The sequence below is a fragment of the Neisseria sp. RH3002v2g genome (assembly GCF_014596425.2).
GTDB lineage: Bacteria > Pseudomonadota > Gammaproteobacteria > Burkholderiales > Neisseriaceae > Neisseria.
Genome location: NZ_CP110721.1, coordinates 860,815 through 886,500, shown reverse-complemented (window position 1 = coordinate 886,500; position 25,686 = coordinate 860,815). Strand labels below are relative to the sequence as shown.

At 49.4% G+C, this 25,686-nt stretch carries 30 protein-coding genes and 2 tRNA genes; 14 read left to right on the top strand and 18 right to left on the bottom strand.

The annotated features are described in order from the left end of the window. Window positions 1-9 precede the first annotated feature (9 nt). From BBP27_RS04230 to BBP27_RS04215, 4 genes are all read left to right on the top strand, one after another. Window positions 10-85 (top strand) — tRNA-Gln (locus tag BBP27_RS04230). Window positions 86-96: 11 nt separating this feature from the next. Continuing rightward, a tRNA-Gln gene (locus tag BBP27_RS04225) sits at window positions 97-172 on the top strand. Window positions 173-348: 176 nt separating this feature from the next. Further along, entirely contained in the window at window positions 349-1,332 is a 984-nt protein-coding gene (locus BBP27_RS04220; protein WP_141746368.1) for a ribose-phosphate pyrophosphokinase, read from the top strand. A gap of 65 nt (window positions 1,333-1,397) precedes the next feature. Next, on the top strand, window positions 1,398-1,970 hold the full coding sequence (locus BBP27_RS04215) for a 50S ribosomal protein L25/general stress protein Ctc (RefSeq protein ID WP_049349632.1): 573 nt from the start codon (window positions 1,398-1,400) through the stop codon (window positions 1,968-1,970). A gap of 150 nt (window positions 1,971-2,120) precedes the next feature. Here the strand turns inward: BBP27_RS04215 and hscB are convergent, their stop codons facing one another. Beyond that, window positions 2,121-2,621, bottom strand: coding sequence for a Fe-S protein assembly co-chaperone HscB (hscB, locus tag BBP27_RS04210; protein WP_188211959.1), 501 nt, complete (start codon window positions 2,619-2,621; stop codon window positions 2,121-2,123). 82 nt (window positions 2,622-2,703) lie between these two features. Here hscB and BBP27_RS04205 point away from each other — a divergent pair, with 82 nt between their 5' ends. After that, entirely contained in the window at window positions 2,704-2,925 is a 222-nt protein-coding gene (locus BBP27_RS04205; RefSeq protein ID WP_188211960.1) for an alternative ribosome-rescue factor A, read from the top strand. Here BBP27_RS04205 and iscA read toward each other — a convergent pair. The 6 genes from iscA to iscR all read right to left on the bottom strand — a co-directional run bounded on the left by iscA (window position 2,885) and on the right by iscR (window position 6,175). After that, the gene (gene iscA, locus BBP27_RS04200) at window positions 2,885-3,205 is read right to left on the bottom strand and encodes an iron-sulfur cluster assembly protein IscA (protein WP_003680782.1); all 321 of its coding nucleotides are present in this window, start codon (window positions 3,203-3,205) and stop codon (window positions 2,885-2,887) included. The two genes, BBP27_RS04205 and iscA, sit on opposite strands and share 41 nt — an antisense overlap. A gap of 65 nt (window positions 3,206-3,270) precedes the next feature. Further along, window positions 3,271-3,516, bottom strand: a complete 246-nt coding sequence (locus BBP27_RS04195; protein WP_188211961.1) for a recombinase RecA — start codon at window positions 3,514-3,516, stop codon at window positions 3,271-3,273. Window positions 3,517-3,785: 269 nt separating this feature from the next. After that, the gene (iscU, locus tag BBP27_RS04190; protein WP_003674559.1) at window positions 3,786-4,172 is read right to left on the bottom strand and encodes a Fe-S cluster assembly scaffold IscU; all 387 of its coding nucleotides are present in this window, start codon (window positions 4,170-4,172) and stop codon (window positions 3,786-3,788) included. Between the two features lie 66 nt (window positions 4,173-4,238). After that, the gene (locus BBP27_RS04185) at window positions 4,239-4,367 is read right to left on the bottom strand and encodes a hypothetical protein (protein ID WP_265511161.1); all 129 of its coding nucleotides are present in this window, start codon (window positions 4,365-4,367) and stop codon (window positions 4,239-4,241) included. A 95-nt stretch (window positions 4,368-4,462) separates the two neighbouring features. Further along, window positions 4,463-5,677, bottom strand: a complete 1,215-nt coding sequence (locus BBP27_RS04180; protein WP_188211962.1) for an IscS subfamily cysteine desulfurase — start codon at window positions 5,675-5,677, stop codon at window positions 4,463-4,465. 51 nt (window positions 5,678-5,728) lie between these two features. Beyond that, window positions 5,729-6,175, bottom strand: a complete 447-nt coding sequence (gene iscR, locus BBP27_RS04175; protein WP_004519894.1) for a Fe-S cluster assembly transcriptional regulator IscR — start codon at window positions 6,173-6,175, stop codon at window positions 5,729-5,731. 359 nt (window positions 6,176-6,534) lie between these two features. Here iscR and BBP27_RS04170 point away from each other — a divergent pair, with 359 nt between their 5' ends. Beyond that, complete coding sequence (locus BBP27_RS04170; RefSeq protein ID WP_188211963.1) at window positions 6,535-7,707, top strand: alpha-hydroxy acid oxidase; 1,173 nt, start codon at window positions 6,535-6,537, stop codon at window positions 7,705-7,707. A gap of 61 nt (window positions 7,708-7,768) precedes the next feature. Here BBP27_RS04170 and dsbD read toward each other — a convergent pair whose 3' ends face one another. After that, window positions 7,769-9,574: a protein-disulfide reductase DsbD gene (gene dsbD, locus BBP27_RS04165; protein WP_188212026.1), complete on the bottom strand. Its 1,806-nt coding sequence runs from the start codon at window positions 9,572-9,574 to the stop codon at window positions 7,769-7,771. Between the two features lie 218 nt (window positions 9,575-9,792). Continuing rightward, the gene (gene folE2 / locus BBP27_RS04160) at window positions 9,793-10,566 is read right to left on the bottom strand and encodes a GTP cyclohydrolase FolE2 (protein WP_003685690.1); all 774 of its coding nucleotides are present in this window, start codon (window positions 10,564-10,566) and stop codon (window positions 9,793-9,795) included. Window positions 10,567-10,743: 177 nt separating this feature from the next. Here folE2 and BBP27_RS04155 point away from each other — a divergent pair, with 177 nt between their 5' ends. From BBP27_RS04155 to BBP27_RS04140, 4 genes are all read left to right on the top strand, one after another. Beyond that, window positions 10,744-11,901 carry a trans-sulfuration enzyme family protein gene (locus BBP27_RS04155; RefSeq protein ID WP_188211964.1) on the top strand — a complete coding sequence of 386 codons (1,158 nt, stop codon included), beginning with the start codon at window positions 10,744-10,746 and terminating at the stop codon, window positions 11,899-11,901. A gap of 70 nt (window positions 11,902-11,971) precedes the next feature. Next, the gene (locus BBP27_RS04150; RefSeq protein WP_188211965.1) at window positions 11,972-12,415 is read left to right on the top strand and encodes an META domain-containing protein; all 444 of its coding nucleotides are present in this window, start codon (window positions 11,972-11,974) and stop codon (window positions 12,413-12,415) included. A gap of 98 nt (window positions 12,416-12,513) precedes the next feature. Further along, window positions 12,514-13,293: a ferredoxin--NADP reductase gene (locus BBP27_RS04145; protein ID WP_049322251.1), complete on the top strand. Its 780-nt coding sequence runs from the start codon at window positions 12,514-12,516 to the stop codon at window positions 13,291-13,293. A gap of 77 nt (window positions 13,294-13,370) precedes the next feature. Further along, complete coding sequence (locus BBP27_RS04140) at window positions 13,371-14,381, top strand: adenosine deaminase (protein WP_188211966.1); 1,011 nt, start codon at window positions 13,371-13,373, stop codon at window positions 14,379-14,381. A 46-nt stretch (window positions 14,382-14,427) separates the two neighbouring features. On the opposite strand, the gene bioB is transcribed toward BBP27_RS04140, so the two are convergent. Beyond that, the gene (gene bioB, locus BBP27_RS04135) at window positions 14,428-15,480 is read right to left on the bottom strand and encodes a biotin synthase BioB (RefSeq protein WP_188211967.1); all 1,053 of its coding nucleotides are present in this window, start codon (window positions 15,478-15,480) and stop codon (window positions 14,428-14,430) included. 217 nt (window positions 15,481-15,697) lie between these two features. On the opposite strand from bioB, the gene miaA reads away from it, so the two are divergent. From miaA to hpnC, 3 genes are read left to right on the top strand one after another with little or no spacing between them, the layout of a single operon-like run. Beyond that, window positions 15,698-16,639 carry a tRNA (adenosine(37)-N6)-dimethylallyltransferase MiaA gene (miaA, locus tag BBP27_RS04130; RefSeq protein WP_188211968.1) on the top strand — a complete coding sequence of 314 codons (942 nt, stop codon included), beginning with the start codon at window positions 15,698-15,700 and terminating at the stop codon, window positions 16,637-16,639. Window positions 16,640-16,642: 3 nt separating this feature from the next. Then, window positions 16,643-17,365, top strand: coding sequence for a tRNA adenosine(34) deaminase TadA (gene tadA, locus BBP27_RS04125; protein ID WP_188211969.1), 723 nt, complete (start codon window positions 16,643-16,645; stop codon window positions 17,363-17,365). A 53-nt stretch (window positions 17,366-17,418) separates the two neighbouring features. Beyond that, window positions 17,419-18,234, top strand: coding sequence for a squalene synthase HpnC (gene hpnC, locus BBP27_RS04120; RefSeq protein WP_188211970.1), 816 nt, complete (start codon window positions 17,419-17,421; stop codon window positions 18,232-18,234). A 48-nt stretch (window positions 18,235-18,282) separates the two neighbouring features. Here the strand turns inward: hpnC and htpX are convergent, their stop codons facing one another. The 6 genes from htpX to surE all read right to left on the bottom strand — a co-directional run bounded on the left by htpX (window position 18,283) and on the right by surE (window position 24,289). After that, on the bottom strand, window positions 18,283-19,122 hold the full coding sequence (gene htpX, locus BBP27_RS04115; protein WP_188211971.1) for a protease HtpX: 840 nt from the start codon (window positions 19,120-19,122) through the stop codon (window positions 18,283-18,285). 189 nt (window positions 19,123-19,311) lie between these two features. Beyond that, window positions 19,312-20,220 carry an oxygen-dependent coproporphyrinogen oxidase gene (gene hemF, locus BBP27_RS04110; protein ID WP_188211972.1) on the bottom strand — a complete coding sequence of 303 codons (909 nt, stop codon included), beginning with the start codon at window positions 20,218-20,220 and terminating at the stop codon, window positions 19,312-19,314. 129 nt (window positions 20,221-20,349) lie between these two features. Further along, window positions 20,350-20,883 (bottom strand): C40 family peptidase, encoded by a 534-nt coding sequence (locus BBP27_RS04105; RefSeq protein WP_036491269.1) that lies wholly within the window; start codon window positions 20,881-20,883, stop codon window positions 20,350-20,352. A gap of 43 nt (window positions 20,884-20,926) precedes the next feature. After that, a complete protein-coding gene (locus BBP27_RS04100) occupies window positions 20,927-22,450 on the bottom strand; it encodes a phospholipase D family protein (RefSeq protein ID WP_188211973.1) in 1,524 nt (507 codons plus the stop codon). Window positions 22,451-22,528: 78 nt separating this feature from the next. Beyond that, on the bottom strand, window positions 22,529-23,440 hold the full coding sequence (locus BBP27_RS04095) for a peptidoglycan DD-metalloendopeptidase family protein (protein ID WP_049349535.1): 912 nt from the start codon (window positions 23,438-23,440) through the stop codon (window positions 22,529-22,531). Between the two features lie 93 nt (window positions 23,441-23,533). Then, entirely contained in the window at window positions 23,534-24,289 is a 756-nt protein-coding gene (gene surE, locus BBP27_RS04090) for a 5'/3'-nucleotidase SurE (RefSeq protein WP_188211974.1), read from the bottom strand. A gap of 98 nt (window positions 24,290-24,387) precedes the next feature. Between surE and BBP27_RS04085 the strand changes: the two genes are divergently transcribed. Then, window positions 24,388-24,726 carry a hypothetical protein gene (locus tag BBP27_RS04085; RefSeq protein WP_049343614.1) on the top strand — a complete coding sequence of 113 codons (339 nt, stop codon included), beginning with the start codon at window positions 24,388-24,390 and terminating at the stop codon, window positions 24,724-24,726. Window positions 24,727-24,780: 54 nt separating this feature from the next. Here BBP27_RS04085 and BBP27_RS04080 read toward each other — a convergent pair whose 3' ends face one another. Together BBP27_RS04080 and BBP27_RS04075 are read right to left on the bottom strand one after the other, a co-directional pair. Next, window positions 24,781-25,149, bottom strand: coding sequence for a rhodanese-like domain-containing protein (locus BBP27_RS04080; RefSeq protein WP_003746517.1), 369 nt, complete (start codon window positions 25,147-25,149; stop codon window positions 24,781-24,783). A 107-nt stretch (window positions 25,150-25,256) separates the two neighbouring features. Next, the gene (locus BBP27_RS04075; protein WP_036491029.1) at window positions 25,257-25,592 is read right to left on the bottom strand and encodes a carboxymuconolactone decarboxylase family protein; all 336 of its coding nucleotides are present in this window, start codon (window positions 25,590-25,592) and stop codon (window positions 25,257-25,259) included. Between the last annotated feature and the right edge of the window lie 94 nt (window positions 25,593-25,686).

The following is a 25,686-nucleotide window of genomic DNA, read 5'->3' as shown; positions in this document are numbered from 1 at the left end:
ACCCTTTGTTGGGGAGTCGTCAAGCGGTTAAGACACTGGATTTTGATTCCAGCATGCGAAGGTTCGAATCCTTCCTCCCCAGCCAACACCCTTTATTGGGGAGTCGTCAAGCGGTTAAGACACTGGATTTTGATTCCAGCATGCGAAGGTTCGAATCCTTCCTCCCCAGCCAAATAAAAGCGTGTAAGTTTTCTTACACGCTTTTTTACGCTCAGAGCGAAATAACGCTGAAAAACTTTTTTTTACCCGTCTTTACGCGTATAATCGCATAATTAGTGTCTTAGACATAGGGCAAAGGGAAGCGTAATGTTTTCTGCGCGTAAATCAAATCTAGAATCAGGTGAAGATATGGCTGCTTATGACAGTTTAATGGTGTTTACCGGTAATGCAAATCCGGAATTGGCGCAACGTGTTGTCAAACATTTGGATATTTCACTCGGCGAAGCCACCGTTTCCAAATTCTCTGATGGCGAAGTAGCCATTGAATTGCTGGAAAATGTGCGTGGTCGCGATGTGTTTATTTTGCAACCTACTTGTGCGCCTACCAATGACAACCTGATGGAAATTTTGACTATGGCCGATGCACTCAAACGTGCTTCTGCCGGTCGTATTACCGCTGCGATTCCTTACTTTGGCTATGCACGCCAAGATCGCCGTCCACGCTCTGCCCGTGTACCGATTTCCGCCAAATTAGTGGCGAATATGTTGTACTCAGCAGGTATCGACCGCGTATTGACTGTTGACTTGCATGCCGACCAAATTCAAGGTTTCTTTGATATTCCGGTAGATAATATTTACGCTACCCCGATTTTGTTGAACGATATTAAACAGCAACGCATTGATAATTTGACCGTTGTCAGCCCTGATATCGGTGGTGTTGTACGTGCGCGCGCTGTTGCTAAATCTTTAAATGCTGATTTGGCCATTATCGATAAACGCCGTCCTAAAGCCAATGTGGCTGAAGTAATGAATATTATCGGTGACATTCAAGGCCGTACTTGCTTGATCGTAGATGATATGATCGATACGGCAAATACTTTGTGTAAAGCAGCCGTTGCTCTGAAAGAGCGCGGTGCAGATCGTGTACTGGCATACGCCAGCCATGCAGTATTCTCCGGTGAAGCAGTGAATCGAATTGCTTCTTCTGAAATTGACCAAGTAGTTGTGACAGATACGATTCCGTTGTCTGAAGCGGCTAAAAAATGTGAACGCATCCGTCAAGTAACTATTGCCGGTTTGCTGGCTGAAACGGTACGCCGTATCAGCAATGAAGAATCCGTCTCATATCTTTTTAATGAAGAAGTGATGACAGGCAGCATGTTGCTGCCATAACCCCATGTCGTCTTAAGCTGGTCGCGGCCGATGACGACGATTTTATCTAAATTGGAGTATTAAACATGACTTACGAAATTCAAGCCTCTGTACGCGAAGCCCAAGGCACTGGTGCGAGCCGCCGCCTGCGTCGCGAAGGCCAAATCCCTGGCATTCTGTACGGTGAAGGTCAAGAGCCTGTTGCTATCGCTGTAGACCACAAAACTGTATTCTACGCATTGGAAAAAGAATCTTTCCATACCGCTTTGATTAAACTGTCTCTGAACGGTGAAACCAAAGACGTTATCGTGCGTGACTTCCAAATGCACCCATTCCGTCGCGAAGTTCAACACATCGACTTCCAAGCTGTGAAAGCCGATCAACCTGTACGCATCCGCGTTCCTCTGCACATTGTTAACGCTGAAAACTCTCAAGCTGTTAAACTGCAAGGTGGTCGCGTATCTCTGTTGAATACTTCTGTTGAAGTAATTGCTTTGCCTGCAAACATTCCTGCTTTCTTGGAGCTGGATTGTACATCAGTAGTTGCCGGCGACATTCTGCACTTGTCAGACATCAAACTGCCGGAAGGTGTTGAAAGCGTTTCTCTGAAACGTAACGAAAACTTGGCTGTTGCTACTGTTACCGGTAAAAAACGCTAATCGTAGTGAATATAAGAAAACCGTATCAGATAAATCTGATACGGTTTTTGTTTGATGTAAGCGGCTATAAATTCAAATAGTGGAGATAAAGCCAAAGTATCTTATAAAGTCATTTGCTATAAAACTTGGTATAGCGTAAAGCGATACGTTTTATAAGATTGAAGCAATTTCTTTGCGAAGCTTATTAAGAAAGCGTCCATGCCGTACCCATTGTGCAGCTGATTCATAATCCTGCTGTTCAAATGCTTGTTTCAAATCTTGATATAGGCTGCTTTGTGCATTTTGGATTTCTTGATCCAATGCTCGGATGGCATCATGGTTTTGTTCCATCTGAGCATCCATTAATGTTTCTCGCCATTCCATTTGTTGCATGAGGAATTCTGGAGAGAAAGAAGTATGTTCAGGTGCGTCAGCATCGATACCTTGCATTTTCAACAGGTACGCAGCGCGGTCAATGGGATTTTTTAAGGTACGGTAGGCTTCGTTGATGGTGGACGACATCATCACAGCCTGTTTTTGCTCGAAGGCGGAGGCTGAAGCGAATTTGTCAGGATGGAAACGTGCAGCCAAGGCGCGATAGGTTTGCTCCAAGTTTTCGGCATCGATATCGAAAGTGGGTTCAAGCTGGAAGAGTGTGAAATATTGAGACATGGCGGGATAATTAATGTGAAATTTTCGGCAGAAACCTGATTTTGCCTTATAATTCGCTAATTCTTAACTAAAAGGACTGAATATGAGCAGTAAAGTGCAACATAATAAAGGCAAAATACGCGACAATGCTTTAAAAGCCTTAGTGAAATCCGATTTGTTCCGACACAAGGTGGAGCGGAAAAGAAAAGGCAAAGGCAGCTACAACAGGCAGGAAGCGAAAAAATGGCGGGACGGTTTTGATACTGTCCCGCTATTTTTATGTCTTAAACGTGGAAGCTCTCGCCGCAGCCGCAAGAGTCTTTGACATTCGGGTTTTCAAATTTGAAACCTTCCTGCAAACCTTCTTTGGTGTAATCGACTTGTGTGCCGTCCAGATAAACCAAGCTTTTCGGGTCGATATAAATGCGCGCGCCGTGTTCTTCGAAAATCAGGTCGTCCTCGTTCGCTTCATCGACAAATTCAAGGTTGTATGCCATGCCTGAGCAGCCGCTGGTTTTCACACCCAAGCGCACGCCCAAGCCTTTGCCGCGTTTAGTCAGGTAGTTGTTAATGTATTTGGCTGCGTTTTCTGTGATGGTAATCATACTTTTTCCTCATTTCGCAATTATTTTCTGTTTGCCAGTTTTTATTTCAGACGGCCTCTTGATTTTCAGACCGTCTGAAAACGCTGTTTTGCCCACTCTATTGCAGCGGCAATGGCAGCTTTTGCCTGCGGACTGTTTTTCCAACAGGTCGAGCCGGTCAATTGTGCGCCCTGTTCCAAAATATCGTCCAAATCCGCTGCCGCCAGCGTGGCGATATCATCCAAACCCATTTGCTGCAAACGCTGCAATACGGTTTTGCCTATGCCTTTGACGGCAAGCAGGGATTGGGCTTCTTCATCGGTAAAAGGCATATCGTCTTCTTTGATTTTTCAGGAGTATCGACCAAATATAATCCTGCGGCTTATTTGCCCTCTCCCTAACCATCTCACGCGGGGAGAGGGAATAGAATGGTAGGCAGCCTCAAATTTGGCGGTAACTTCAAAAGGATTAAGTTTCTGTGTCCTCAATTCACCCTGTCTGTTTAAGAGAGGAACAAACCGTTATGTTTGCTTTTCCTGAAAACTCTAAGACTTTCAGAAATCCTATGAACGTCTGCCGACAAAACACCAACCGAATCGGGTTATTTGTTTTCCTGACGTTTACGATAGTCGGCAACAGCTGCTTTTACCGCATCTTCAGCCAAGATGGAGCAGTGGATTTTCACCGGCGGCAGCTCCAATTCTTCAGCGATTTCGCTGTTTTTGATTGCCAGCGCGTCATCCAGGCTTTTGCCTTTAACCCACTCGGTAATCAGGCTGGAAGAAGCAATGGCAGAACCGCAGCCGTAAGTTTTAAATTTCGCATCTTCAATGATACCTTCGTCGTTCACTTTGATTTGCAGGCGCATGACGTCGCCGCAGGCCGGCGCGCCGACCATGCCAGTGCCGACAGACTCGTCATTTTTGTCGAAAGTACCGACGTTGCGGGGATTTTCGTAGTGATCGATTACTTTATCGCTGTATGCCATGATGTGGTTTCCTTAATGTTTTTAATGGTGTAAATGGTTTGTTTGCTGATATTCAGACGGCCTGAATTAGATTTTGCACGCGCCGCCTTCGCAGCCGTCGTCATTTTCTGAATCGACGCCGCCTTCTACGATAACGCCGTCAAAATCTTCAAGCAGCTTGTCGAGATTGTCGAGGTCAAGTTCTTGTTCGTCCATTTTTATGTCTTTAAGGCTAGGATATTAAAGGAAATTTATATATAGGTTGTCTGAAAAGTTTTATTGATTTTCAGACGACCTTTTATAAATGAAGATTAATGCGTCGCCCATTCAATCGAGTTCAAATCAATCCCGTCTTTGAACATTTCCCACAGCGGAGACAGTTCGCGCAGTTTGCCGATTTTGGATTTAATCAGTTCTGCTGCGAATTTCACTTCTTCTTCGGTGGTCATGCGGCCGAAGGTGATGCGCAGGGATGAGTGCGCCAGTTCGTCGTTGCGGCCCAGCGCGCGCAGGACGTAGCTGGGTTCGAGCGAGGCGGAGGTGCAGGCGGAGCCGCTGGACACGGCGAGTTCTTTCACCGCCATAATCAGGCTTTCGCCTTCGACGAAGTTGAAGCTGACGTTCAGGTTGTTCGGGGCGCGGTGTTCGAGGTCGCCGTTGATATAGACTTCTTCGATGCCTTCGATGCCTTTAAGGAAGATGTCGCGCAGTTTGCGGTAGTGCGCCATGTCTTGCTCGAGTTCTTCTTTGGCGATGCGGAAGGCTTCGCCCATGCCGACGATTTGGTGGGTCGGCAGGGTGCCGCTGCGGAAGCCGCGTTCGTGGCCGCCGCCGTGCATTTGGGCTTCGAGACGCACACGTGGTTTGCGGCGGACGTACAGGGCGCCGATGCCTTTAGGGCCGTATACTTTGTGGCCGGACATGGACAGCAAATCAACTTTGGCGGCTTCAACGTCGACAGGCACTTTACCGCAGGCTTGGGCGGCATCGACGTGGAAAATGATTTTGCGTTCGCGGCAGATTTCGCCGATGGCGGGAATGTCTTGTACTACGCCGATTTCGTTATTTACCCACATCACGGAAATCAGGATGGTGTCTTCGCGGATGGCGGCTTTCAGTACGTCTAAATCAACCAAGCCGTTTTCTTGTACGTCCAGATAAGTTACTTCAAAGCCTTGGCGTTCGAGTTCGCGCATGGTGTCAAGCACGGCTTTGTGCTCGGTTTTGACGGTGATGAGGTGTTTGCCTTTGGTTTTGTAGAAGTTTGCCGCGCCTTTGATGGCAAGGTTGTCGGACTCGGTCGCGCCGCTGGTGAAGATGATTTCTTTGGGGTCGGCGTTAATCAGTGCGGCGATGTCGGCGCGGGCTTTTTCGACTGCCTCTTCTGCTTCCCAGCCGAATGCGTGGCTGTTGGAAGCGGGGTTGCCGAAGGTTTCGGTCAGGTAGGGAATCATTTTTTCGGCAACGCGTTTGTCAACGGGGGTGGTGGCGGCGTAGTCGAGGTATACAGGGGTTTTGACGGTCATGGTTTGCTCTTTCGTTGGGTCATCTGCCTGCGGTCTTTGCCGTAGGTCGGTTTAATGAATGTGTGTAAAGGTAACGACATGACTGCTGTCGCTGCAATTTTTTTGTTCAATGATGCTTTGCAGCGTAACGCTGCTGAGGTAATCATTGATGGTTTTGTTTAAGTTTTCCCAAAGGTCATGGGTCAGACAGGGGGCGCCGTGGTGGCAGTTTGCTTTGCTGCCGCATTGTGTGGCATCCAGTCGGTCTTCGGCTGCGGAGATGATTTGTGCAATATTGATTTGCTCGGCGGGCGCGGCAAGGATATAGCCTCCGCCTGGGCCGCGTAGGCTTTCAACCAATCCGGCACGGCGCAGCTTGCTGAATAATTGTTCGAGGTAGGAGAGCGATATGCTTTGTCGTTCGCTGATGGCACTGAGTTTGACAGCACCGGTTTGCGCGTTCATCGCCAAATCTATCATGGCGGTTACTGCAAATCGCCCTTTGGTAGTCAGTCTCATGGTGTGGTTGCCTGTGTGGGGCGTTTTTATTAGTGGGGGAATTGTCTAATATCTGAGTGTTTCAGTCAAGTATGTGGCGGCTCGGTTTGATTGTTTGTTTAAATGGTGGCATGGGTTGATTTTTAAATCGGAAAATATTTTCTTTATTTTTCTGTAATTTGGACTTGGGGCCGTCTGAAAAAAGGCTATCAACCCTACAAATGTCAGGGTTAAAATGTTTTGATTTAATATTGATACTAATATAGATTATCAAAATTATTCTTAAAATTTAGTTGTTTTGATGGAGCAAAGTGAAGGGTTGTTTGAAATGTTCAGACGGCCTGAACCATCCGTCTTTACCTTAACAGAGGCAATCGACAATGAAATGTGATTTAAGCAAAATAACCTGTATCGAAGACTTGCGCCTTGTTGCCAAACGTAAAATGCCGCGTATGTTTTATGACTATATCGATTCGGGCTCTTGGACAGAAACTACTTATCGTGAAAACACTTCGGATTTCAAAGACATCCGTTTCCGCCAAAAGGTATTGGTTAATATGGAGGGACGCAGTCTCGAAACCAAAATGATTGGGCAGGATGTGAAAATGCCGGTAGCGATTGCACCGACCGGTTTTACGGGCATGGCGCACGCCGACGGTGAAATTTTGGCGGCGCGTGCGGCGGAAAAATTTGGTATTCCGTTTACGCTTTCAACCATGTCCATTTGTTCGATTGAAGATGTGGCCGAAAACACCAGCGCGCCGTTTTGGTTTCAGCTTTATGTGATGCGCGACCGCGAGTTTATGGAAAACCTGATTAAGCGTGCGAAAGATGCCAAATGTTCGGCTTTGGTTTTGACAGCCGATTTGCAGGTTTTGGGTCAACGGCACAAAGACATTAAAAACGGCCTGTCTGCGCCGCCGAAACCGACCATCGCCAATTTAATCAATTTGGCGACTAAGCCGGAATGGTGCATGAAAATGCTGAACACGGAACGCCGAACCTTCCGCAATATTGTCGGACACGCTAAAAACGTCGGTGATTTGTCTTCGCTGTCTTCGTGGACTTCCGAACAATTCGACCCGCGCCTGAGCTGGGATGATGTGGCGCGCATTAAAGATTTGTGGGGCGGCAAGTTGATCATTAAAGGCATTATGGAACCCGAAGACGCGGAAAAAGCAGCGAAAAGCGGCGCGGATGCATTGGTCGTTTCCAATCATGGCGGCCGTCAGCTTGATGATACCGTGTCTGCCATTAAAGCTTTGCCTGATGTAGTTAGCGCGGTGGGCAGCGACATCGAGGTTTGGATGGATAGCGGTATCCGCAGCGGTCAGGATATTTTGAAAGCTTGGGCTTTGGGTGCAAAAGGCACAATGATAGGCCGCGCGTTCCTGTATGGTTTGGGTGCGTATGGTGAAGAAGGCGTAACCCGTGCGCTGGAAATTCTGTATAAAGAAATGGATATTTCCATGGCGTTTACCGGCCATCGCAATATTCAAGATGTGGATTCCAGCATTTTGCGTTCTACGCGTTGGGCTCAAGATGAATTTTAATTTCTGAACATAAGAAAAGGCCGTCTGAAAATCTGTTTTCAGACGGCCTTTTTATAGATGGCTATTTCTCGTTTTTGCGATACCATTCGATGAAGGCATCGGGTTTGACAAAGCCTAATAAGGCTTCGCTATGACTGCCGTCGGCGCGGACAACAAACACGCCCGGAGGGCCGAAGAGGCCGTATTCTTTCAGTAAGGCCTGATGGTCTGGAGTGTTGGCGGTTACGTCGATTTGGAAGAAGCGCTGCATATCGACTGCTTCGTGTACCTGCGGCTGGTTGAGCGTGTAGGCTGCCATTTCTTTGCAGGATACGCACCAGTCGGCGTAGAAATCAATCAGCACGGGCTTGCTTGGGTCGGCTTTCAAGGCAGCATCCATAGCGGCTTTAAGTTCGCCGACATCGGTAAACATCTTGCCATGGTCGGTTTCTTGTCCGGCTTCGGATGGCGGAACCAGCGTTAAGAAGTGGTGCAGGGCGGTGGTTTGTTTATTGAAGCTTTGCCAGCCAAACCATGAGCCACTAATCAGCAGTAAAAAGCCCAATACGGCGGCAACGGTTTTCAGACGGCCTTTTTGTTTGCCGGATTTTGCCAAAAGCATAAGGGCGGGAACAATCATCAGCAAGGTGTAGAGGCCGACTACTGCGAAATAAGGCAGATGCGGCGTGGCGAGATATACGGCAACGGCCAGCAAGATGAAGCCGAATGCGTATTTGATGCCGTTCATCCAGTCGCCTGCTTTAGGCAGGATATGACCGCCGAATGTGCCGATGATGATGAGCGGTACGCCGGTGCCGAGTGCCAAGACATAAAGCGCGAGGCCGCCCAACACGGCATCGCCGGTTTGGCCGATATAGCCCAAAGCAAATGCCAGCGGAGGCGCAACGCATGGGCCGACAATCAGCGCAGACAAAATACCCATGATAAAGACGGAAACGATTTTACCGCCGGAGAGTTTACTGCTTTGATTTTGGAAATAGGATTGGACGGAGTTGGGTAGCTGGATATTGAAGAAGCCGAACATCGACAGCGCCAATACCACCATCAACGCAGCGGCGGCAAGTACGACCCAAGGCTGTTGCAGCCATACGGTCAACAGCGCACCGGTCAAACCGGCAATCACGCCGACCAAGGTATAGGTCAGTGCCAAACCTTGTACATACACCATAGACAAGGTAAACGCGCGGCCTTTGCCGGCTTTTTTATCGCCCACGACAATGCTGGAAACAATCGGCAGGAGCGGATACATACAGGCGGTAAAGCTTAAGCCCAAACCTGCGACAAAAAACGCCAACAGATTGGCGTTTAAAGTATCCCAAGAGAGCTTGAAGCGGCTGCTGTCGGGATTGTTTGCACTAGGCTGGGCAGGCATTGGGCCGTCTGAAGAGGCGGACGGTTGCAAAAAGCGGTCTTTGGCAGAAACCGGCTCATCGCTTTGCGGCTGGTAAACCCCGTTGCCTTTTACGTCAAACTCAGTATCCACCGGCGGATAACACACACCGGCTTCGGCGCAGCCTTGATAAGTCAGCGTCAGTTTGTATTGCGGCGCGGCTTGTTTGTAAGGCAGGTCAACCTGTGCGGTATGGTGGTAAACCGTTTGTTTGCCAAAGAATTCGTCTTCTTTTTCTTCGCCTTTGCTGAATTTGGGTTCACCCAAGACTTTGTCCGGATCGGTCGCTGCAACGATTTTGGACTGGTACATATAGTAGCCGTCAGCGATTTTGAACTGCACGCTGACGCCTTGATCAGTTACATTGACTTGAGGCACAAAGGCTTGCTCGGGTGGCAGCAAATCATTGGCATCTACTGCGAATGCGAAGCTGCTCAAGCCTAAAAATGCAATGAGGAAATAAAGGAATTTTTTCATAATATCCACGGATATGCCGTTGAGAAACCGTCATTATAAATGATGGGGAAAACAATCGGCTTAATTTAAGTTAAAGATTACGCGAGTTGTCTAATTCTTTTGAATTATATCGGATTGCAGTTAACCGTACATGAGCGATAGTCTCATATTATCGTTCAATTTATGCCAAAGGCCGTCTGAAGATTTTCAGACGGCCTTTGTTGCTATTCGGCTTAACTTTAAGGATAAGCGATATAAGCGTAAGCGGAATGGTTGTGTATCGATTCGAAGTTTTCGCTTTCGACGACGAATGATTCGATGCGTTTGTCGGCTATTAACACCGTGGCCACATCACGAACCATGTCTTCGACAAACTTCGGATTTTCGTATGCTTTTTCCGTTACATACTTTTCGTCAGGGCGTTTGAGCAAGCCGTAGAGCTGGCAGCTTGCCTGTGCTTCAACGTAATCGATGATTTCTTCAATGCCTACATCCGCATTCGCAATCAGACTGACCGTCACATGCGAACGTTGGTTGTGCGCGCCGTATTGGGAAATTTCTTTGGAACACGGACACAAGGAAGTAACCGGAACCATCACTTTCAGGCTGTGGCTGTATGTACCGTTTTTAATTTCGCCGGTCAGGGTAACATCATAGTCGAGCAGCGATTGGATGCCGGAGACCGGCGCGCTTTTCTTGCGGAAAAACGGGAAGGAAACGCTGATTTTGCCGGAATGCGAATCCAGCAGGGCAACCATGTCGGCAGTCAGCTTGTGCAGCGTATCGAAATCCAAAGCATCGGTTTGTTTTTCCATCAGGGCGACAAAGCGCGACATATGCGTGCCTTTTTGGTCAGCAGGCAGGAAAACCGTCATGGTCAGGCGGGCGACGGTGGATTGTTCGCCTTCTTTGCTTTTGAGGGAAATCGGAAAGCGCAGGTCTTTGATGCCGACCTGATTAATCGGCAGGTTGCGTAAATCGCGGCTGGATTGCACGTCTGCAATGGCGTTCATGCGTGGTATGTCCTTCATGATAGGATTGTTGAGATGCGTGTAGGGGAATCGGCTCGTGTCGGCCGATTTGCAAATGCGAGATTATATCACTTGCTTTATCCGCCTGCATTGATTGTTTCTATTTTTCAGATAGTGATAAAATCTTCGATTATTCACATCTACATAGGCAGAGACCAAATGAAATTCGCCACGAAAGCCATCCATTCCAGCTACGATTGCGACGAACACAACCGCGCGCTGATGCCGCCGATTTATCAAAACAGTATGTTTGCGCTGCACGAAATCGGCGAGCAGGTTCCTTACCGCTATTCGCGCCTGAGCAACCCGACCCGCCAAGTCTTGGAAGATACCGTTGCCGATTTGGAGCACGGTGCGGCCGGTTTTGCGTTTTCCAGCGGTATGGCGGGGATTGATGCCGTGTGGCGCACATTCTTGCAACCTGGCGATACCATTGTTGCCGTCGCCGATATTTACGGCGGCGCTTATGATTTATTGGTTGATGTTTATCAAAAATGGGGGGTGAACGTTGTTTTTGCCGATTTGAGCAATCCCGACAATTTGGACGAGCTGCTCAAAGCGCACAATGTCAAACTGGTTTGGCTGGAAACGCCGTCCAATCCGCTTTTGCGCTTGGTAGACATCAAAGCGCTTGCCGAAAAAGCCAAAGCGGCCGGTGCGCTGGTCGGCATCGACAACACCTTTGCCACGCCGTATCTGCAACAGCCGTTGGATATGGGTTGCGATTTTGTGTTCCATTCTGCTACCAAATATTTGTGCGGCCATTCCGACGTATTGATGGGCATTGTTGTAGCCAAAACCAAAGAGCTGGCACAGCCTTTGCACGACATGATGGTGCATACAGGCGCGATTGCAGGTCCGATGGACTGCTGGCTGGTGTTGCGCGGCATCAAAACGCTGGCTCTGCGTATGAACGCCCATTGCCAAAACGCACTCGAAATCGCGCGCCGTTTGGAAGCTCATCCTGCCATTGAAAAAGTGTTCTATCCCGGCCTGCCGTCGCACGAACATTACGAACTTGCCCAAGCACAAATGCCCAAAGGCATTGGCGGCGTGGTTACGGTTTATCTCAAAAACGACACGCGTGAAGCGGCAAACAGCGTGATTAAAAACATGAAACTGGTCAAAATGGCTTCCAGCCTCGGCGGCGTGGAAAGTTTGGTCAACCATTGCTATTCCCAATCCCACAGCGGCGTGCCGCATGATGTGAAAATGGAAATGGGCATCAAAGTCGGCCTGCTGCGTTTCTCTGTCGGTATTGAAGATGTGGACGATATTTGGAACGATATTTCCAAAGCATTGGATACGACTTTGTAAATAAGGCTTAAAGGCCGTCTGAAGGTGGATAGTTTTTCAGACGGCCTTTAGCAATAAATTAGGAATGGATATGAAAACATTATTCGGTGCATTGATGAGTATGGTAGTTTTGGCAGCTTGTACATCTCCTTCAGCGTCTCAGGCTGAACAAACCTCTAAAGCGCAGGTACAAACTCAGCAAACGGCTCAGCCTACTTTAGCCGCCAAATGGCGTGTTGTCGCTTTCAATAAATTCACCGAAAAAGATTTAGCCGGTACTGATGCCTATCTGGATTTAAGCGAGATGCCTAAGGCGTATGGCAAGATGGGTTGCAACGGTATGATGTTCCAAGCCAATACGATTGGTTCGGACAAAATTGATTTTGGCCATATTGCGGTAAGCATGATGCTGTGTGAAGACATGAAGCTGGAAGATGCGTTTTTGCGCAAACAAAGTGTATGGAACTATCGTTTTGACGGTAACGATTTGATTTTGGAACAAAAAGGCATCAGTATCCGTTTGCGCCGTGAATAATCTTAAAGGCCGTCTGAAAATAAATATTTCAGACGGCCTTTTGAATCTTTATAATAAGCCCTATTTGAAACTGATACCGAATATCAAGGAAACCTATTATGGCAGCTTCTCCAGAAGCCAAGTTTACCGAAGAAAAAGTCTTGTGGATCAAACACCATACGCCTAAGCTGATGACTTTTGCCATCAGCCGCCCTGAATCCTACCGTTTTTCGGCAGGGCAGTTTTCGCGGCTCGGGTTTCGCGACGGCGAGGGCTTTATTTGGCGCGCGTATTCTGTCGTTTCTGCCGAATACGCCGATACGCTTGAGTATTTCGCGGTGTTAATCGAAGGCGGCCCGATGTCGGCGCGTTTTGCTGCAATGAAAGAGGGCGATACCATTTTGCTGGATAAAACGGCTACCGGTTTCCTCTTGCCCGAGCGTTTCCCCGACGGCAAAGATTTGGTCATGCTCTGCACGGGTTCCGGCATTGCGCCTTTCCTCTCCATTATCGAGCAACCTGAAATCTGGCAGCGTTTCGACCGTTTGGTCTTGGCGCATTCCGTCTCTTATGCCGACGAATTGATTTTCAACCAACGCCTTGCCGATTTGAAAGAGCATCCGCTGATTGAAGAATATTTCCATAAATTCACTTTTGTTCCGGTTACCACGCGTGAGGAAACGGAAGGCGCATTGAGCGGCAAGCGGATTCCCGAATTGTTGAAGAATGGCGGTTTGGAAGCAAAAATCGGCTTTAAGTTTACCAAGGCCGATACGCGCTTTATGGTTTGCGGCAATCCGGCAATGGTCAAAGACACTTTCCAAGCCCTGATGGATTTGGGCTATGCCATGCACCGCAACCGCATCCCCGGCGAAATCATGATGGAAAATGGTTTTTAACAGATAAATGGTCAAAGGCCGTCTGAACATTTCAGACGGCCTTCAATATTAAATATAAACCGAAAAACAGAGAAAATATGAATATCAAACAATTGATCCAAGCCTTGCCCAAAGCCGAGCTGCACGTCCATATCGAAGGGACGTTCGAGCCGGAATTGATGTTTGAAATCGCCAAGCGCAACCACATAGCGATTCCTTATGAAAATGTCGATGCGGTACGGCAGGCTTATGATTTTCACAATTTGCAGTCGTTTTTGGATATTTATTATGCCGGTGCCGGCGTATTGCTGCACGAAGCGGATTTTTACGATTTGACCCGCGCGTATCTTGAGCGTTGCCGCGAAGACAATGTCGTGCATACGGAAATATTTTTCGATCCGCAAACCCATACTGCGCGAGGCGTGGCGTTTGAAACCGTGATTAACGGCATTGTCCGCGCCTGCCGTGAAGCCGGGCAGCAATGGGGTATAAGTACGCGTTTGGTTATGTGTTTCCTGCGGCATTTGTCGGAAGAAAGCGCATTTGAAACCTTAAATCAGGCTTTGCCTTATAAAGAACACATCATCGGCGTAGGCTTGGATTCGAGCGAGTTGGGGCATCCGCCGTCCAAGTTCGAGCGCGTGTTTGCGCAGGCGCGGGCGGAGGGTTTGTTGACGGTAGCGCATGCCGGAGAAGAAGGCCCGCCGGAATATGTTTACGAGGCTTTGGACTTGCTGCATGTCCGCCGTATTGATCATGGCGTACGGGCGGAAGAAGACGAGGCGTTGATGGCGCGTTTGATTGCAGAGCAAATGCCGTTGACCGTTTGCCCGTTGAGCAATTTGAAATTAAAAGTATTTCCGGAGATGGTAAAACACAATTTGCGCCGTATGTTGCAACGCGGCGTGTTGGTAACCGTCAATTCCGATGATCCGGCGTATTTCGGCGGCTATATGAACCGAAATTTTGTAGCGCTTGCCGAGGCTTTGGATTTGAGTGCGGAAGAAATCAAAACCTTGTGCGCCAATTCGTTCCGCGCTTCGTTTTTGAGCGAGGCGGAAAAGGAAGAATGGATACGGAAGATTGAAGGTTTTGATGTTGAATCATGATAAAAGGCCGTCTGAAAAAGTTTCAGACGGCCTTTTATCATGGCGGTTAATAGTCAACTTTGATTTTGGGCGTTTCCTGCGCGGCTTTGTATTCTTCTTCCAATTCAAAGCGCAGCGGATACAAATTCAATTTTTCCATCAGCAGGCGGTCGCCGTCTTCATCCGGATTGCCCGTAGTCAGCAGCTTGTCGCCATAGAAAATCGAGTTTGCACCAGCCATGAAACACATGGCCTGCATGGATTCCGGCATATTGCTGCGGCCTGCGGAGAGGCGGACGTAACTGTGCGGCATGGTAATGCGTGCGACGGCGATGGTACGGACAAATTCCGTCCAGTCCAAATCTTCGGCATCGGCCAGCGGCGTGCCTTCCACTTTGACCAACTGGTTAATCGGCACGCTTTCGGGCTGCGGGTCGAGGTTGGCAAGGCTGGCAATCAGGCCTGCGCGTTCGGCGCGGGTTTCGTTCATGCCGACGATGCCGCCGCAGCAGATTTTCAAACCGGCATTGCGGACTTTGCCCAAAGTATCCATGCGGTCTTCATGTTTGCGGGTGTGGATGATGTCGTTGTAGCGGTCGGGGTCGGTGTCGAGGTTGTGGTTGTAGTAGTCCAGACCGGCTTTTTTGAAGTCTTCCGCCATGCCGTCTTCGAGCATGCCGAAGGTGCCGCACACTTCCATGCCCAAGCTTTTCACCGCGCTAATGATTTCGGAAACGACAGCCACGTCTTTAGGCTTAGGGCCGCGCCATGCCGCGCCCATGCAGAAACGGCTGGCGCCGCGCGATTGGGCAATTTTGGCTTTTTCGACGATTTCGTCCACATCCATCATCTGCTCTTTGCCCAGATTGGTGTTGTGGTGTGCCGATTGCGGGCAGTAGGCGCAGTCTTCGGGGCAGCCGCCGGTTTTGATGGAGAGCAGGGTGGAAAGTTGGATTTCGCGCGGATTGAAGTTTTGGCGGTGGATTTCGGCGGCTTGGAAAACGAGGTCGAGGAAAGGCAGTCCGAATAAAGCCTCGACATCGCATTTTTTCCAATAACGCGCAGTCGGATGCGGCTTGCGCTCGGTTTGACGGCGCAAGGCTACGGGAGATACGGTCATAATGTGTTCTTTCGTGTTTACAGCGGCGCAGTGTCGCTGACGGCTTGACTGCCGGCGCAATGACGGCAGCAGCAGGTTTGAAATCAATATAAAAGGCCGTCTGAAACGGCGCAGCAAGTGTAACGCTTTTGATAATGTAGGGCAAATGTTTCAGACGGCCTGAAATATGGTCTGCCCGGGTTTGCTATAATCGCATTTTTAATTTTTCCGTTTTCTTATGAACGCGCCCAAAGCCTTCGCCGTACTCGGCCCGACAGCCGGCGGTAAAACCGCACTGGCCTTAAATATTGCCCAATTGTTGCCGGTGGAAATCATCAGTTTGGATTCCGCGCTGGTGTATCGCGGCATGGACATCGGTACGGCCAAGCCGACTGCCGAAGAGCTTGCCGCCGTACCGCATCATTTGATTGATATTATCTCGCCGCTGGAAAGTTACAGCGCGGCGGATTTTGTCGGCGACTGCGTGCGCTTGGTGAACGAAATACATGCGCGCGGACGCTATCCGCTGATTGTCGGCGGCACGATGATGTATTTCCACGCGCTGACGGAAGGTTTGAACGATTTACCCGGCGCGGATGCGGCGGTGCGCGCACAGCTTCAGGCGGAAAAGAACGAACACGGTCTGGCAGGCCTGTATCGCCGTTTGCAGGAAGTTGACCCGATTACGGCAGGCCGTCTGAAAGCCAATGATAGCCAGCGCATTGAGCGCGCTTTGGAAGTCTATCTTTTGACCGGCAAGCCTTTGAGCGAACATTTCACAGAGCAGAAGCAGGCTGCGCCTTTATTGGATTTATGTACGGTTGCCCTGATTCCCGAAGACCGCCATTTGTTACACCGCCAAATCGAAAAACGCTTTTTAAATATGCTGGAACACGGTTTCCTCGATGAAATGCACGCCTTACGCCGCAATTATCCGCAACTGCATGCCGACATGCCGTCTATGCGCTGCGTGGGCTACCGTCAGGCTTGGGATTATCTCGAAGGCGAAACCAATTATGACACCTTTGTCGAAAAAGGCATTGTCTCCACACGCCAGCTTGCCAAACGCCAGTTGACTTGGTTGCGGAAAATCCCTTTGGCGCACACTTTAGATCCTTACGCAGACAGCGATTATGTTCAGACGGCCTTAGCCTTGGCGCGTCAGCATTTTCAGGAATAATCCATGCTGACCACGCCACCACTTGCGCCTAAAACATTGGCCGCATTAAAAGAATTGGGTATTCGTACACGGGAAGATTTGCAAAAAATCGGCGCAGTTCGTGCATTTCTATTGCTGAAAGCGTCGGGTTTGACCGTAACCAAAAGCACCTTGTGGCAACTGGATGCGTTGGTTTCAGGTATGGATGTCCGGCATATTTCCGAGGAGAGAAAGACGGAGCTGGGCGAGGCCTTGAAAAACCATCCGCCTGTTGCTGTTTTCCCTTCGAAAAACGATATGGAAGCCTTTATGCGGCTGGCGATAGAACAGGCCAGACAATCGGCGGCATTGGGCGAAGTGTCCGTTGGCGCGGTCATCGTATATCAAGGCGAGGTAATCGCAGCTGCACACAATACCTGCATTGGCGACCACAATGTCAGCCACCACGCCGAAATCAACGCGCTTGCCACTGCAGGCAAAGCTTTACAAAACTACCGTTTGGAAGATTGCGACGTGTACATCACATTAGAGCCTTGCTCCATGTGCGCATCTGCCTTGATACAGGCGCGGGTCGGGCGCGTGATTTATGGTGCGGCTGAAGCCAAAACCGGTGCGGCAGGCAGCGTGGTCGATTTGTTTGCCGACAAACGTCTGAACAAGCATACTGCAATTTTGGGCGGCATATTGGCAGAAGAATGCCAAAGCGTATTGCAGGATTTCTTTGCGGCCAAACGTAAGGCCGTCTGAATTTCAGACGGCCTGTCAGCAAAAACACTTTATTTTAAATTTTCGGATTTCCCATGTCAGTCAATCATTACGAAAACTTCCCTGTCGGCTCCATTGTGCTGCCGCGCCGTTTGCGCAAGCCGGTTCACGCCGTTTACGCTTTTGCACGGACGGCGGACGATATTGCCGACGAAGGTAATGCCGAAGCAGCCGAACGCCTGCGCCAACTGGACGAACTGAAGGCAGAGTTAGACCGCATTGCACAAGGTGGGAAACCGCAAACGGGTTTAATGCAGTGTTTGTACAACGAAGCGATTGAGCCGTTTCAATTGCCGCTACAGCCGTTTTACGATTTGCTGGCGGCGTTCAGTCAGGATGTGGGCAAAACCCGTTATGAAAACTTTGGCGAATTGATTGCCTATTGCCGCTTGTCCGCCAATCCGGTGGGGCGCATTATGCTGCATTTATACGGGCAAACCGATGAAGTGAGCATGGCGCAAAGCGACGGCATTTGCACTGCCTTGCAGCTGATTAATTTCTGGCAGGACGTGGCGGTAGATTGGCAGAAAGGGCGCGTGTACATCCCTCAGGAAGATTTGCAGAAGTTCAAAGTCAGCGAAGAGCAGATTGCGGCCGGAAAAGCCGACTTCGCCTTTCAACGACTGATGGCGCACGAGTGTCAACGTGCCTTTCAAATGCTTAAGGCCGGTTCGCCGTTGGGCAAAACCCTCAAAGGGCGAATCGGTTTTGAGCTGCGCATGATTATCGTCGGCGGCCAGTTGATTTTGCAGAAGCTGGACGGTTGCAAATATGACGTGTTTAACCAGCGGCCGCTGTTGGATAAAAAAGACTGGATGATTATCATCAAACGGGCTTTGATGAAGAAATAAAAAGAGGCCGTCTGAAATAGATGTTTCAGACGGCCTTGATGTTTTCGATTAGCGGTTTTTCAAACGGTTGATGCGGTTGTCCAAAGAAGGATGGGTGCTGAACCAAGAATCTTTGGCTTCACTGGCAATGCCCATTGCCGTCATGGTTTGCGGCAGGTCGCTGGGGTTGCCTTTCAAGCGTTGCAGGGCGGCAATCATTTTCGGCGCGCCCACCAGTTTTGCAGCGCCCGCATCGGCGCGGTATTCGCGTTGGCGGCTGAACCACATCACAATAATGCTGGCAAGGAAGCCGAATACAACCTGCAAGACCATGCTGACCATGAAATATGTGCTTTGAGAAGTGCTGCCGTCATTGTTGCGCGCCACCATGCTGGAAATGATACGCGCCAAGAAGACGACAAAAGTATTCACAATACCTTGAATCAGCGTCAGCGTCACCATATCGCCGTTGCCGACGTGCGCCATTTCATGCGCCAAAACGGCTTCGACTTCATCGCGGGTCATGTGGTCGAGCAGGCTGGTACTGACAGCGACGAGCGAGCTGTTTTTGGTCGCACCGGTTGCGAAGGCGTTAGGCTCGGGCGAGTTGTAAATGGCGACTTCCGGCGTTTTCAGATTCCATTGGCGGGCTTGCGCTTCAACAGTTGCCAACAGCCAAGCTTCTTCTTCGCTTTGGGGCTGGTCGATGACGACGGCGCCGACCGAATGTTTGGCGATGGTTTTCGACATCAGCAGGGAGACAATCGAGCCGCTGAAGCCGACGACTGCGGAATAAGCCAGCAGGCTGCCGACTTGGTCGGTGCTGTTGATGCCCAAGATGGCCAAAATAACACGGATGACAACCAGAACTGCGATATTGGTTGCAATAAATAAGAAAATGCGTTTCACCGATTATTCCTTTTTAGTGTGGTTTGTGAGGTGATTTTTATATGGGCGCATTGTCTCAAAAACTCTATAGAGATGAAACAGTATGATAGGCAAAGGTATGCAAATTCAAAGCAATTGAAGCAAAGGCCGTCTGAAAAGGAAGTCTCAACCAGTGAGAATCGCTTTTCAGACGGCCTTTGATAGGTAAAACTATCTGCCGGCTTCTTCCAGCCAGTTGCGCGGTATAAGGAATTGATTGAGGCGTGCTTCGGGCGAACCTTCTTCCGGCGCATATTGATACTCAAAGCGCACCAAAGGCGGCATGGACATCAAAATGCTTTCCGTGCGTCCGCCGCTTTGCAGGCCGAACAGCGTGCCTCTGTCCCAAACCAAGTTAAATTCGACATAGCGTCCGCGGCGGTAGAGTTGGAAATCGCGTTCACGTTCCCCATAAGGCGTGTTTTTGCGTTTTGCCACAATCGGCAGATACGCTGTGATATAGCCTTCCCCAACCGCCTTGATAAAATTCAGGCAGGTATCGAAATCCCAGCGGTTTAAATCGTCAAAAAACAGGCCTCCCACGCCGCGTGTTTCGTTACGGTGTTTCAAGTAGAAATATTCGTCACACCATTGTTTGAATTCAGAATAAACCGATTCGCCAAATGGCGCGCATACGTCTCGCGCTACGGTGTGCCAATGCACAATATCTTCTTCAAAAGGATAAAACGGCGTCAAATCAAAGCCGCCGCCAAACCACCACACAGGCTCGCCGCCTTCCGGATACGCGATAAAAAAGCGTACATTGGCATGGCTGGTCGGGACATACGGATTTTTCGGATGAATCACCAGCGACACGCCCATGGCTTCAAACGCCGCGCCCGCCAGTTCAGGACGATGGGCCGTGGCAGAAGCCGGCATTTTGCTTCCCTTTACATGCGAAAAATTCACGCCCGCCTGCTCGAATACCGTGCCGTTTTTTAATACGCGTGTTTCGCCGATGCCCAGTTTCCCCGTCCATGCTTCATGCACAAATTCGGCTTCGCCATCTTCTTGCTCCAAAGCAGCGCAGATTTGGTTTTGCAGGGTTTTGAGGAGGGTTAGAACGGATTCTGTGTGCATGATATTTCCTTGATGGTGTTTTGTTATGGGCAAATTTTTGCACAGGCCTATCTTGTAACCAAGCTTCATTCATCAGCAATAGATTGAAAGGTATCGATGATGTTGCGATACCTTTCAGACGGCCTTGATTTATTCAGTAAAAAAGGTATGTGCGCCCAAATAGTTTTTGGCGTAAAACGGGGTGGAAAGTTTTTCGGTTTTGATGGTTTTGCCGCTGCTGGGGGCGTGGATGAATTCGCCGTTGCCGATGTAGAGGCCGACATGGGAATATTTGTGTGCGCCGCCGGTGTTAAAAAAGACCAGATCGCCGGCTTTTAATTTGTCATCGGAAATTTTACGGCTGGCGGCGGCCATATCGCGCGCGGTGCGTGGCAGGTTGACATTGAGGGCGTTTTTATAGACGAATTGGATCATGCCGCTGCAGTCAAAGCCTGTGGCTGTAGTGCTGCCACCCCATTTGTAGGGCGTGCCGATCAGACCCATGCTGTGAAGCATCAATTCCTGCGAACCTTGTGTGCGGTCGATATGGGAAATGCGGACAGGTTGGACTTTTCTGGCGGTTGTTTGCGGCTTGTGGGATTTGTGTTTGCCGGTGGTACCGCAAGAGGCCAACAATAGGCCGGCGGTACAAACAAATAGGGTTTTGCAGATGAGTCGAGACATGATGAATTCCTCCGGCAGCATGATTTATGATTTCAGACGGCCTCTATAATAATCCTTCTATGGGCAGGATGGACAGGATTTTTGAAGTAACCCGTTTCCAGAATTTGGCTTCTGGTTCTTGTGCGTAAGTTCGTTTTTCACTAGGGTCATACCAGTATAGTTTATTGTAATTACCAAGCGTTACCTGATAGGCGTAGTTTGGGGTGGTCGTAACGAGGGTGCGCTGCATTTGGCCTGCGATTTCGGGGCTTTCGATGACAACGCCCATTTCGGTATTGAGCCGTGCGGAACGTGGGTCGAGGTTGAATGAGCCGATGAAAATGCGTTTTTCATCCACGATGAATGTTTTGGCGTGCAAGCTGGTGGCGGAGCTACCGGTCAAGCCGCGGTCTTTGGTGGTCGGAACGGCATGATTGGGTTGGAGTTCGTATAGTTTGACCCCGGCTTTGAGCAAGGGCTTGCGGTATTTGACGTAACCGGAATGGACAGCGGCAACGTCGGTTGCTTGAAGCGAATTGGTCAAAACGGTAACATCCACGCCGTTGTGAATCAGCTTTTCTATGGCTTTGACACCTGATTTTGTGGGCACAAAATAGGGCGAGACAAGGTAAACGCTTTTTTCGGGTTGCTTGAGGGCGTCTTGCAGGCGTTCGGAAATAGGCGGTTTATGCCGGTCACGGTCTAAGCCTTTGGCCGGATCGTCGCTGATTAAACGTGTGCTGACGCTTTGCCATTCCATAAGGTTGCTCTGCATTTTTTGATAGAGACTGGAATGCTCGATGCTTTGGCGGTAGCGGATGAGCGTTTGATTTTTATCTTGGTCGGTGTAATTAAGTTCGGCCAGACCTTTTTGCAGGTTTCCCCGTTTGATGACACTGGTCGCGTTATAGGCGGAATGGCTTGACCAGTAGCGGTCGAAGTCTTGGGAAACTTCAGTTACTACGCGGCCTGTGGCGAGGATATCGAGGTCGGCAAAGATGGTGTCGTCGTTAACCTTGAAATATTCGTCGCCGATATTGCGGCCGCCTAAAATGGTGGCACGGTTGTCGGCGGTAAACGATTTGTTGTGCATCCGGCGGTTGAGCCGTGGGAAGTCGGCAACATAGCCGAGTGCACGCCATTTTCTGAAAATGAAGGGATTAAACAGACGGACTTCGATATTGGGATGATTGTCGAGTGCCAGCAGGAGATCATCCATGCCGTTGGTGTTGTTGTCGTCCAGAAGCAAACGCACACGGACGCCGCGTTCGGCCGCGCGATGAATCAGGTTGAACAAAAGCTTGCCGGAGATGTCGTTGTGCCAGATATAGTACTGCAAATCAAGGGTATGGTCGGCGGCTTCAATTAAGGCTGCTCGGGCGACAAAGGCTTCATGGGCATCGTTCAGTAGATAGATATGGGAAATATCGGCCTTTGAGGGGGTAGAAGGAATACCTAAGGCGCTGTCCAGTCGCGGCGTTGAAGGGATGTCAAGATAATTGCTTTGGGTGCGTTCGTCCAATGATGGCAAAAACGCGGCGCAACCGCCCAATAGCAGGGTATAAAGAATGGGAAGATGAAATTTCATGGGAAACCGGCACAAACAATCCCTACCTAAATGACATTTAGGCAGGGATTGAATTGAAATTAGGTTGCTTGAATCAGCTTAGAAGGCAACATAATTTGCCGGGTTGACCGGTTTGCCGTTTTGACGGATTTCAAAGTGCAACTGGGTACGGGATGCATCGGTATTACCCATGTGGGCAATGGTTTGGCCGCGTTTAACGGTTTGGTTTTCATTAACCAGCAGACGTTGGTTGTGGCCGTATGCGCTCAAGAATGAGGAGTTGTGTTGGATGATAACCAAGTTGCCGTAACCGCGCAAGCCTGAGCCTGCGTAAACGACTTTACCGTCTGCCGCTGCAACGACAGGCTGGCCTTGTGTACCGGCAATATCCACGCCTTTGTTGCTGCCGCCGAAGTTGGCGATAACGTTACCGGTAGTTGGACGTTGCCATGTGATGCCGCTGACGTTGCGGCTGCTGCCGGTAGATACGGTCGGTGTATTGGCAGGTGTGCTTGGGGCAGGAGCGGTGGTTGTGGTTGTCGGAGTAGAAGGTTTGCTTGCAGAAGCTGCCGGTGCAACGTAGCCTTCAGGTTTCACGCGCAGGGTTTGGCCAACGCTGATGGTGTTGTCGGCCAAGTTATTCCATGCACGCAGATTGTCTTGGGTAATGTTGTAGCGTTTGGAGATGTTGTAAACGGTATCACCGCGAACGACGGTATGTGTCGCTGCATTAATATCAACAGGCGCATAAGAAGGCGTGTAAGTGCCGGTGCTGCCGCTGTTGTACGTTGGCGCAGGTGTACTTGCCGGCGGAGTGTATGGCGCATCTGCCGCAGGGCTGGTGTTGGTATTGTAAGGCGCGGCACCGTAAGGATTGTCAGCAGTAGAGCTTGTTGTTGAACCACCGCTTTGTGTGCCGACGACTACAGGAGCCGGTTGTTGGCTGGCACAGGCTGCAAGTAATAAAACCAAAGCTGCCGATCCGGCATAAGATACACTTTTTTTCAACATGTTAATGACTTTCGTATTCGGGTAATTGTTCTCGTCGGGGCATATCATAATAAAAATATGCTTGTTTCTCAAGTGTTCGGCTGTTAGGGACTGTTAAGGCGCAGGGATTTCTGACCAAAAGGAGGCGGTTTGCTCCATTTGTCCGTAGGCAGTCAAATCGACTTGCAGGGGGGTAATCGTAATGAAGCCGGCCGCACATTCGCCAAAGTCGGTACCTTCTTCGCTGTCGGAAACATCGCCGACCGGCCCAATCCAATAAATTTGTTCGCCACGTGGATTATACATGGGAACAATGCTTTGTTCATGATGGCGACGGCCGAGCCGTGTTATTTTTATGCCTTGGATATCTTCAGGTGCGACGGCAGGGATATTGATGTTCCATAAGATGGGTTTGGAAATAGAGCATTTAAGAAAGTAGGAAAGCAGTATCCAAGCGGCTTTTTCTGCGGTTTCCCAATAACGGCCGCTGGAATCGGCAAGCGAAAAGGCAATAGCGGGAATGCCCATCAGATAAGCTTCCGTTGCGGCGGCAACCGTACCGGAATAAAGCGTATCGTCGCCCATGTTTGCGCCGTTGTTAATGCCGGATAAGACTAAGTCGGGTTTGAAATCGGCAAGGGCGTGCTGGCCGACATGAATGCAGTCGGTTGGCGTGCCATTCACATAATAAAACCCGTTTTCCGCCTGCTTCAGTTGTAAAGGACGGTCTAAAGTCAGGGAATTGCTGACGCCGCTGCGATCGCGTTCGGGCGCAACCACCCTGACATTGGCAAATTCTGCACATACTCTTGCCAAAACTGCCAAACCGGGCGCAAGATAACCATCGTCGTTTGAGATTAATATGTTCATGGGACAATATTGTGTCTATCGGTAAGATGGGCGGTATTGTACTGGTTTGCTTGAGCGATTGTCCATGAATCGGCAACGTTTGGGCGGAAAGGATAATAATGAAACATTATGAATTAGACCCCAAAGCTTTATTGGGCGGCGTGATTGCTTCAGACGGCAATCAGGAGATTGTTCAGCTTTCATTGCAGAAAAATAATGAAATTCCGGCATATGAGACGGATGCGATTATTTTGCTTTTGGTTTTAAACGGTAAAGCCGAAATCAAAACGGTGGATCAAGTTTTGCAGACCGAAGGCTTGCAAGTTATCCGTCTTGAGCCGATGGAGGCGCACAGCATTCGCGCGTTGGCCGATAACACCAATATTTTGGTTATCAAACAATTGATTCATGAAACCGGTCTCAGCAAACGTTTGAGATTTGGAAGTTGCTGCCTGTAATGCAATAAAGGCCGTCTGAAAAATTTCAGACGGCCTTTTTAAAATCAACTAGATTTATTTCAAACCTTTTTTCACCAAATCTTCATAACCGCCATGGTTGGTTACATTGGTGTAGCCGGCTTTTTTCAGTTCGGTCAGCGCGGCTTCTGCTCGGCGGCCGCTGCGGCAGTAGAGGTTGACCGGTGCGTTTTTATCCGGGCTGACGGATTTGATGCGTTCAACGATTTGGTCGTGCGGAATATTGAGCGCACCTTGCAAATGGCCTTCTTTGAATTCTTCGGCAGAGCGGACATCAATCCAAACGCCTTTTGCTTTTGCAGGTTGTGCCGCGCTTTTTTCAACTTTAGGCATAGAGGCAGCGGAAGCGGCCAAAGGAGTAGCGATAGCGGCGGCAAAAAGTACGGCGGTCAGCAGTTTCTTCATGATTCAATCTCCTGGTAGATAGAAAATAATAACTATATCAGTTTAACATTTCATCAGGTCGTCTGAAAGGGGAGTCGTCTTTCAGACGGCCTGATTTTACAAGCTGATTAGCGTTGGGTTTCTACTGCTTCTAAGGCGCGCAAAGCGTAGGTATAAGCAGCACCTGCGTTTAGAGAAATAGCGGTGGCCAATGCGCCGGCGATTTCGCTGTCGGTTGCCCCTGCTTTGGCAGCGGCGGCTGCGTGCACGCTGATGCAGCTTTCGCAACGTGTGGTAATGGCAACGGCAATGGCGATCAGTTCGCGTGTTTTGGCATCCAGTGCTTCGGCAGCGGCTGCTTGTTCCAGCGCGCCGTAGGCTTGCAGCATTTTAGGATGGCTTTTGCCCAATTCGCCGAATGATTTTTTTACCAAGGCTGTGTGTTCAGGCCAATCTTTAAACATGATATTTCCTTTCTTGATGTATTCGAATAAGAATCAAAAAATCCTATCCGTTTGTGTTTGGTGTGTGTATTATTGCAATAATCAGACGAATTAA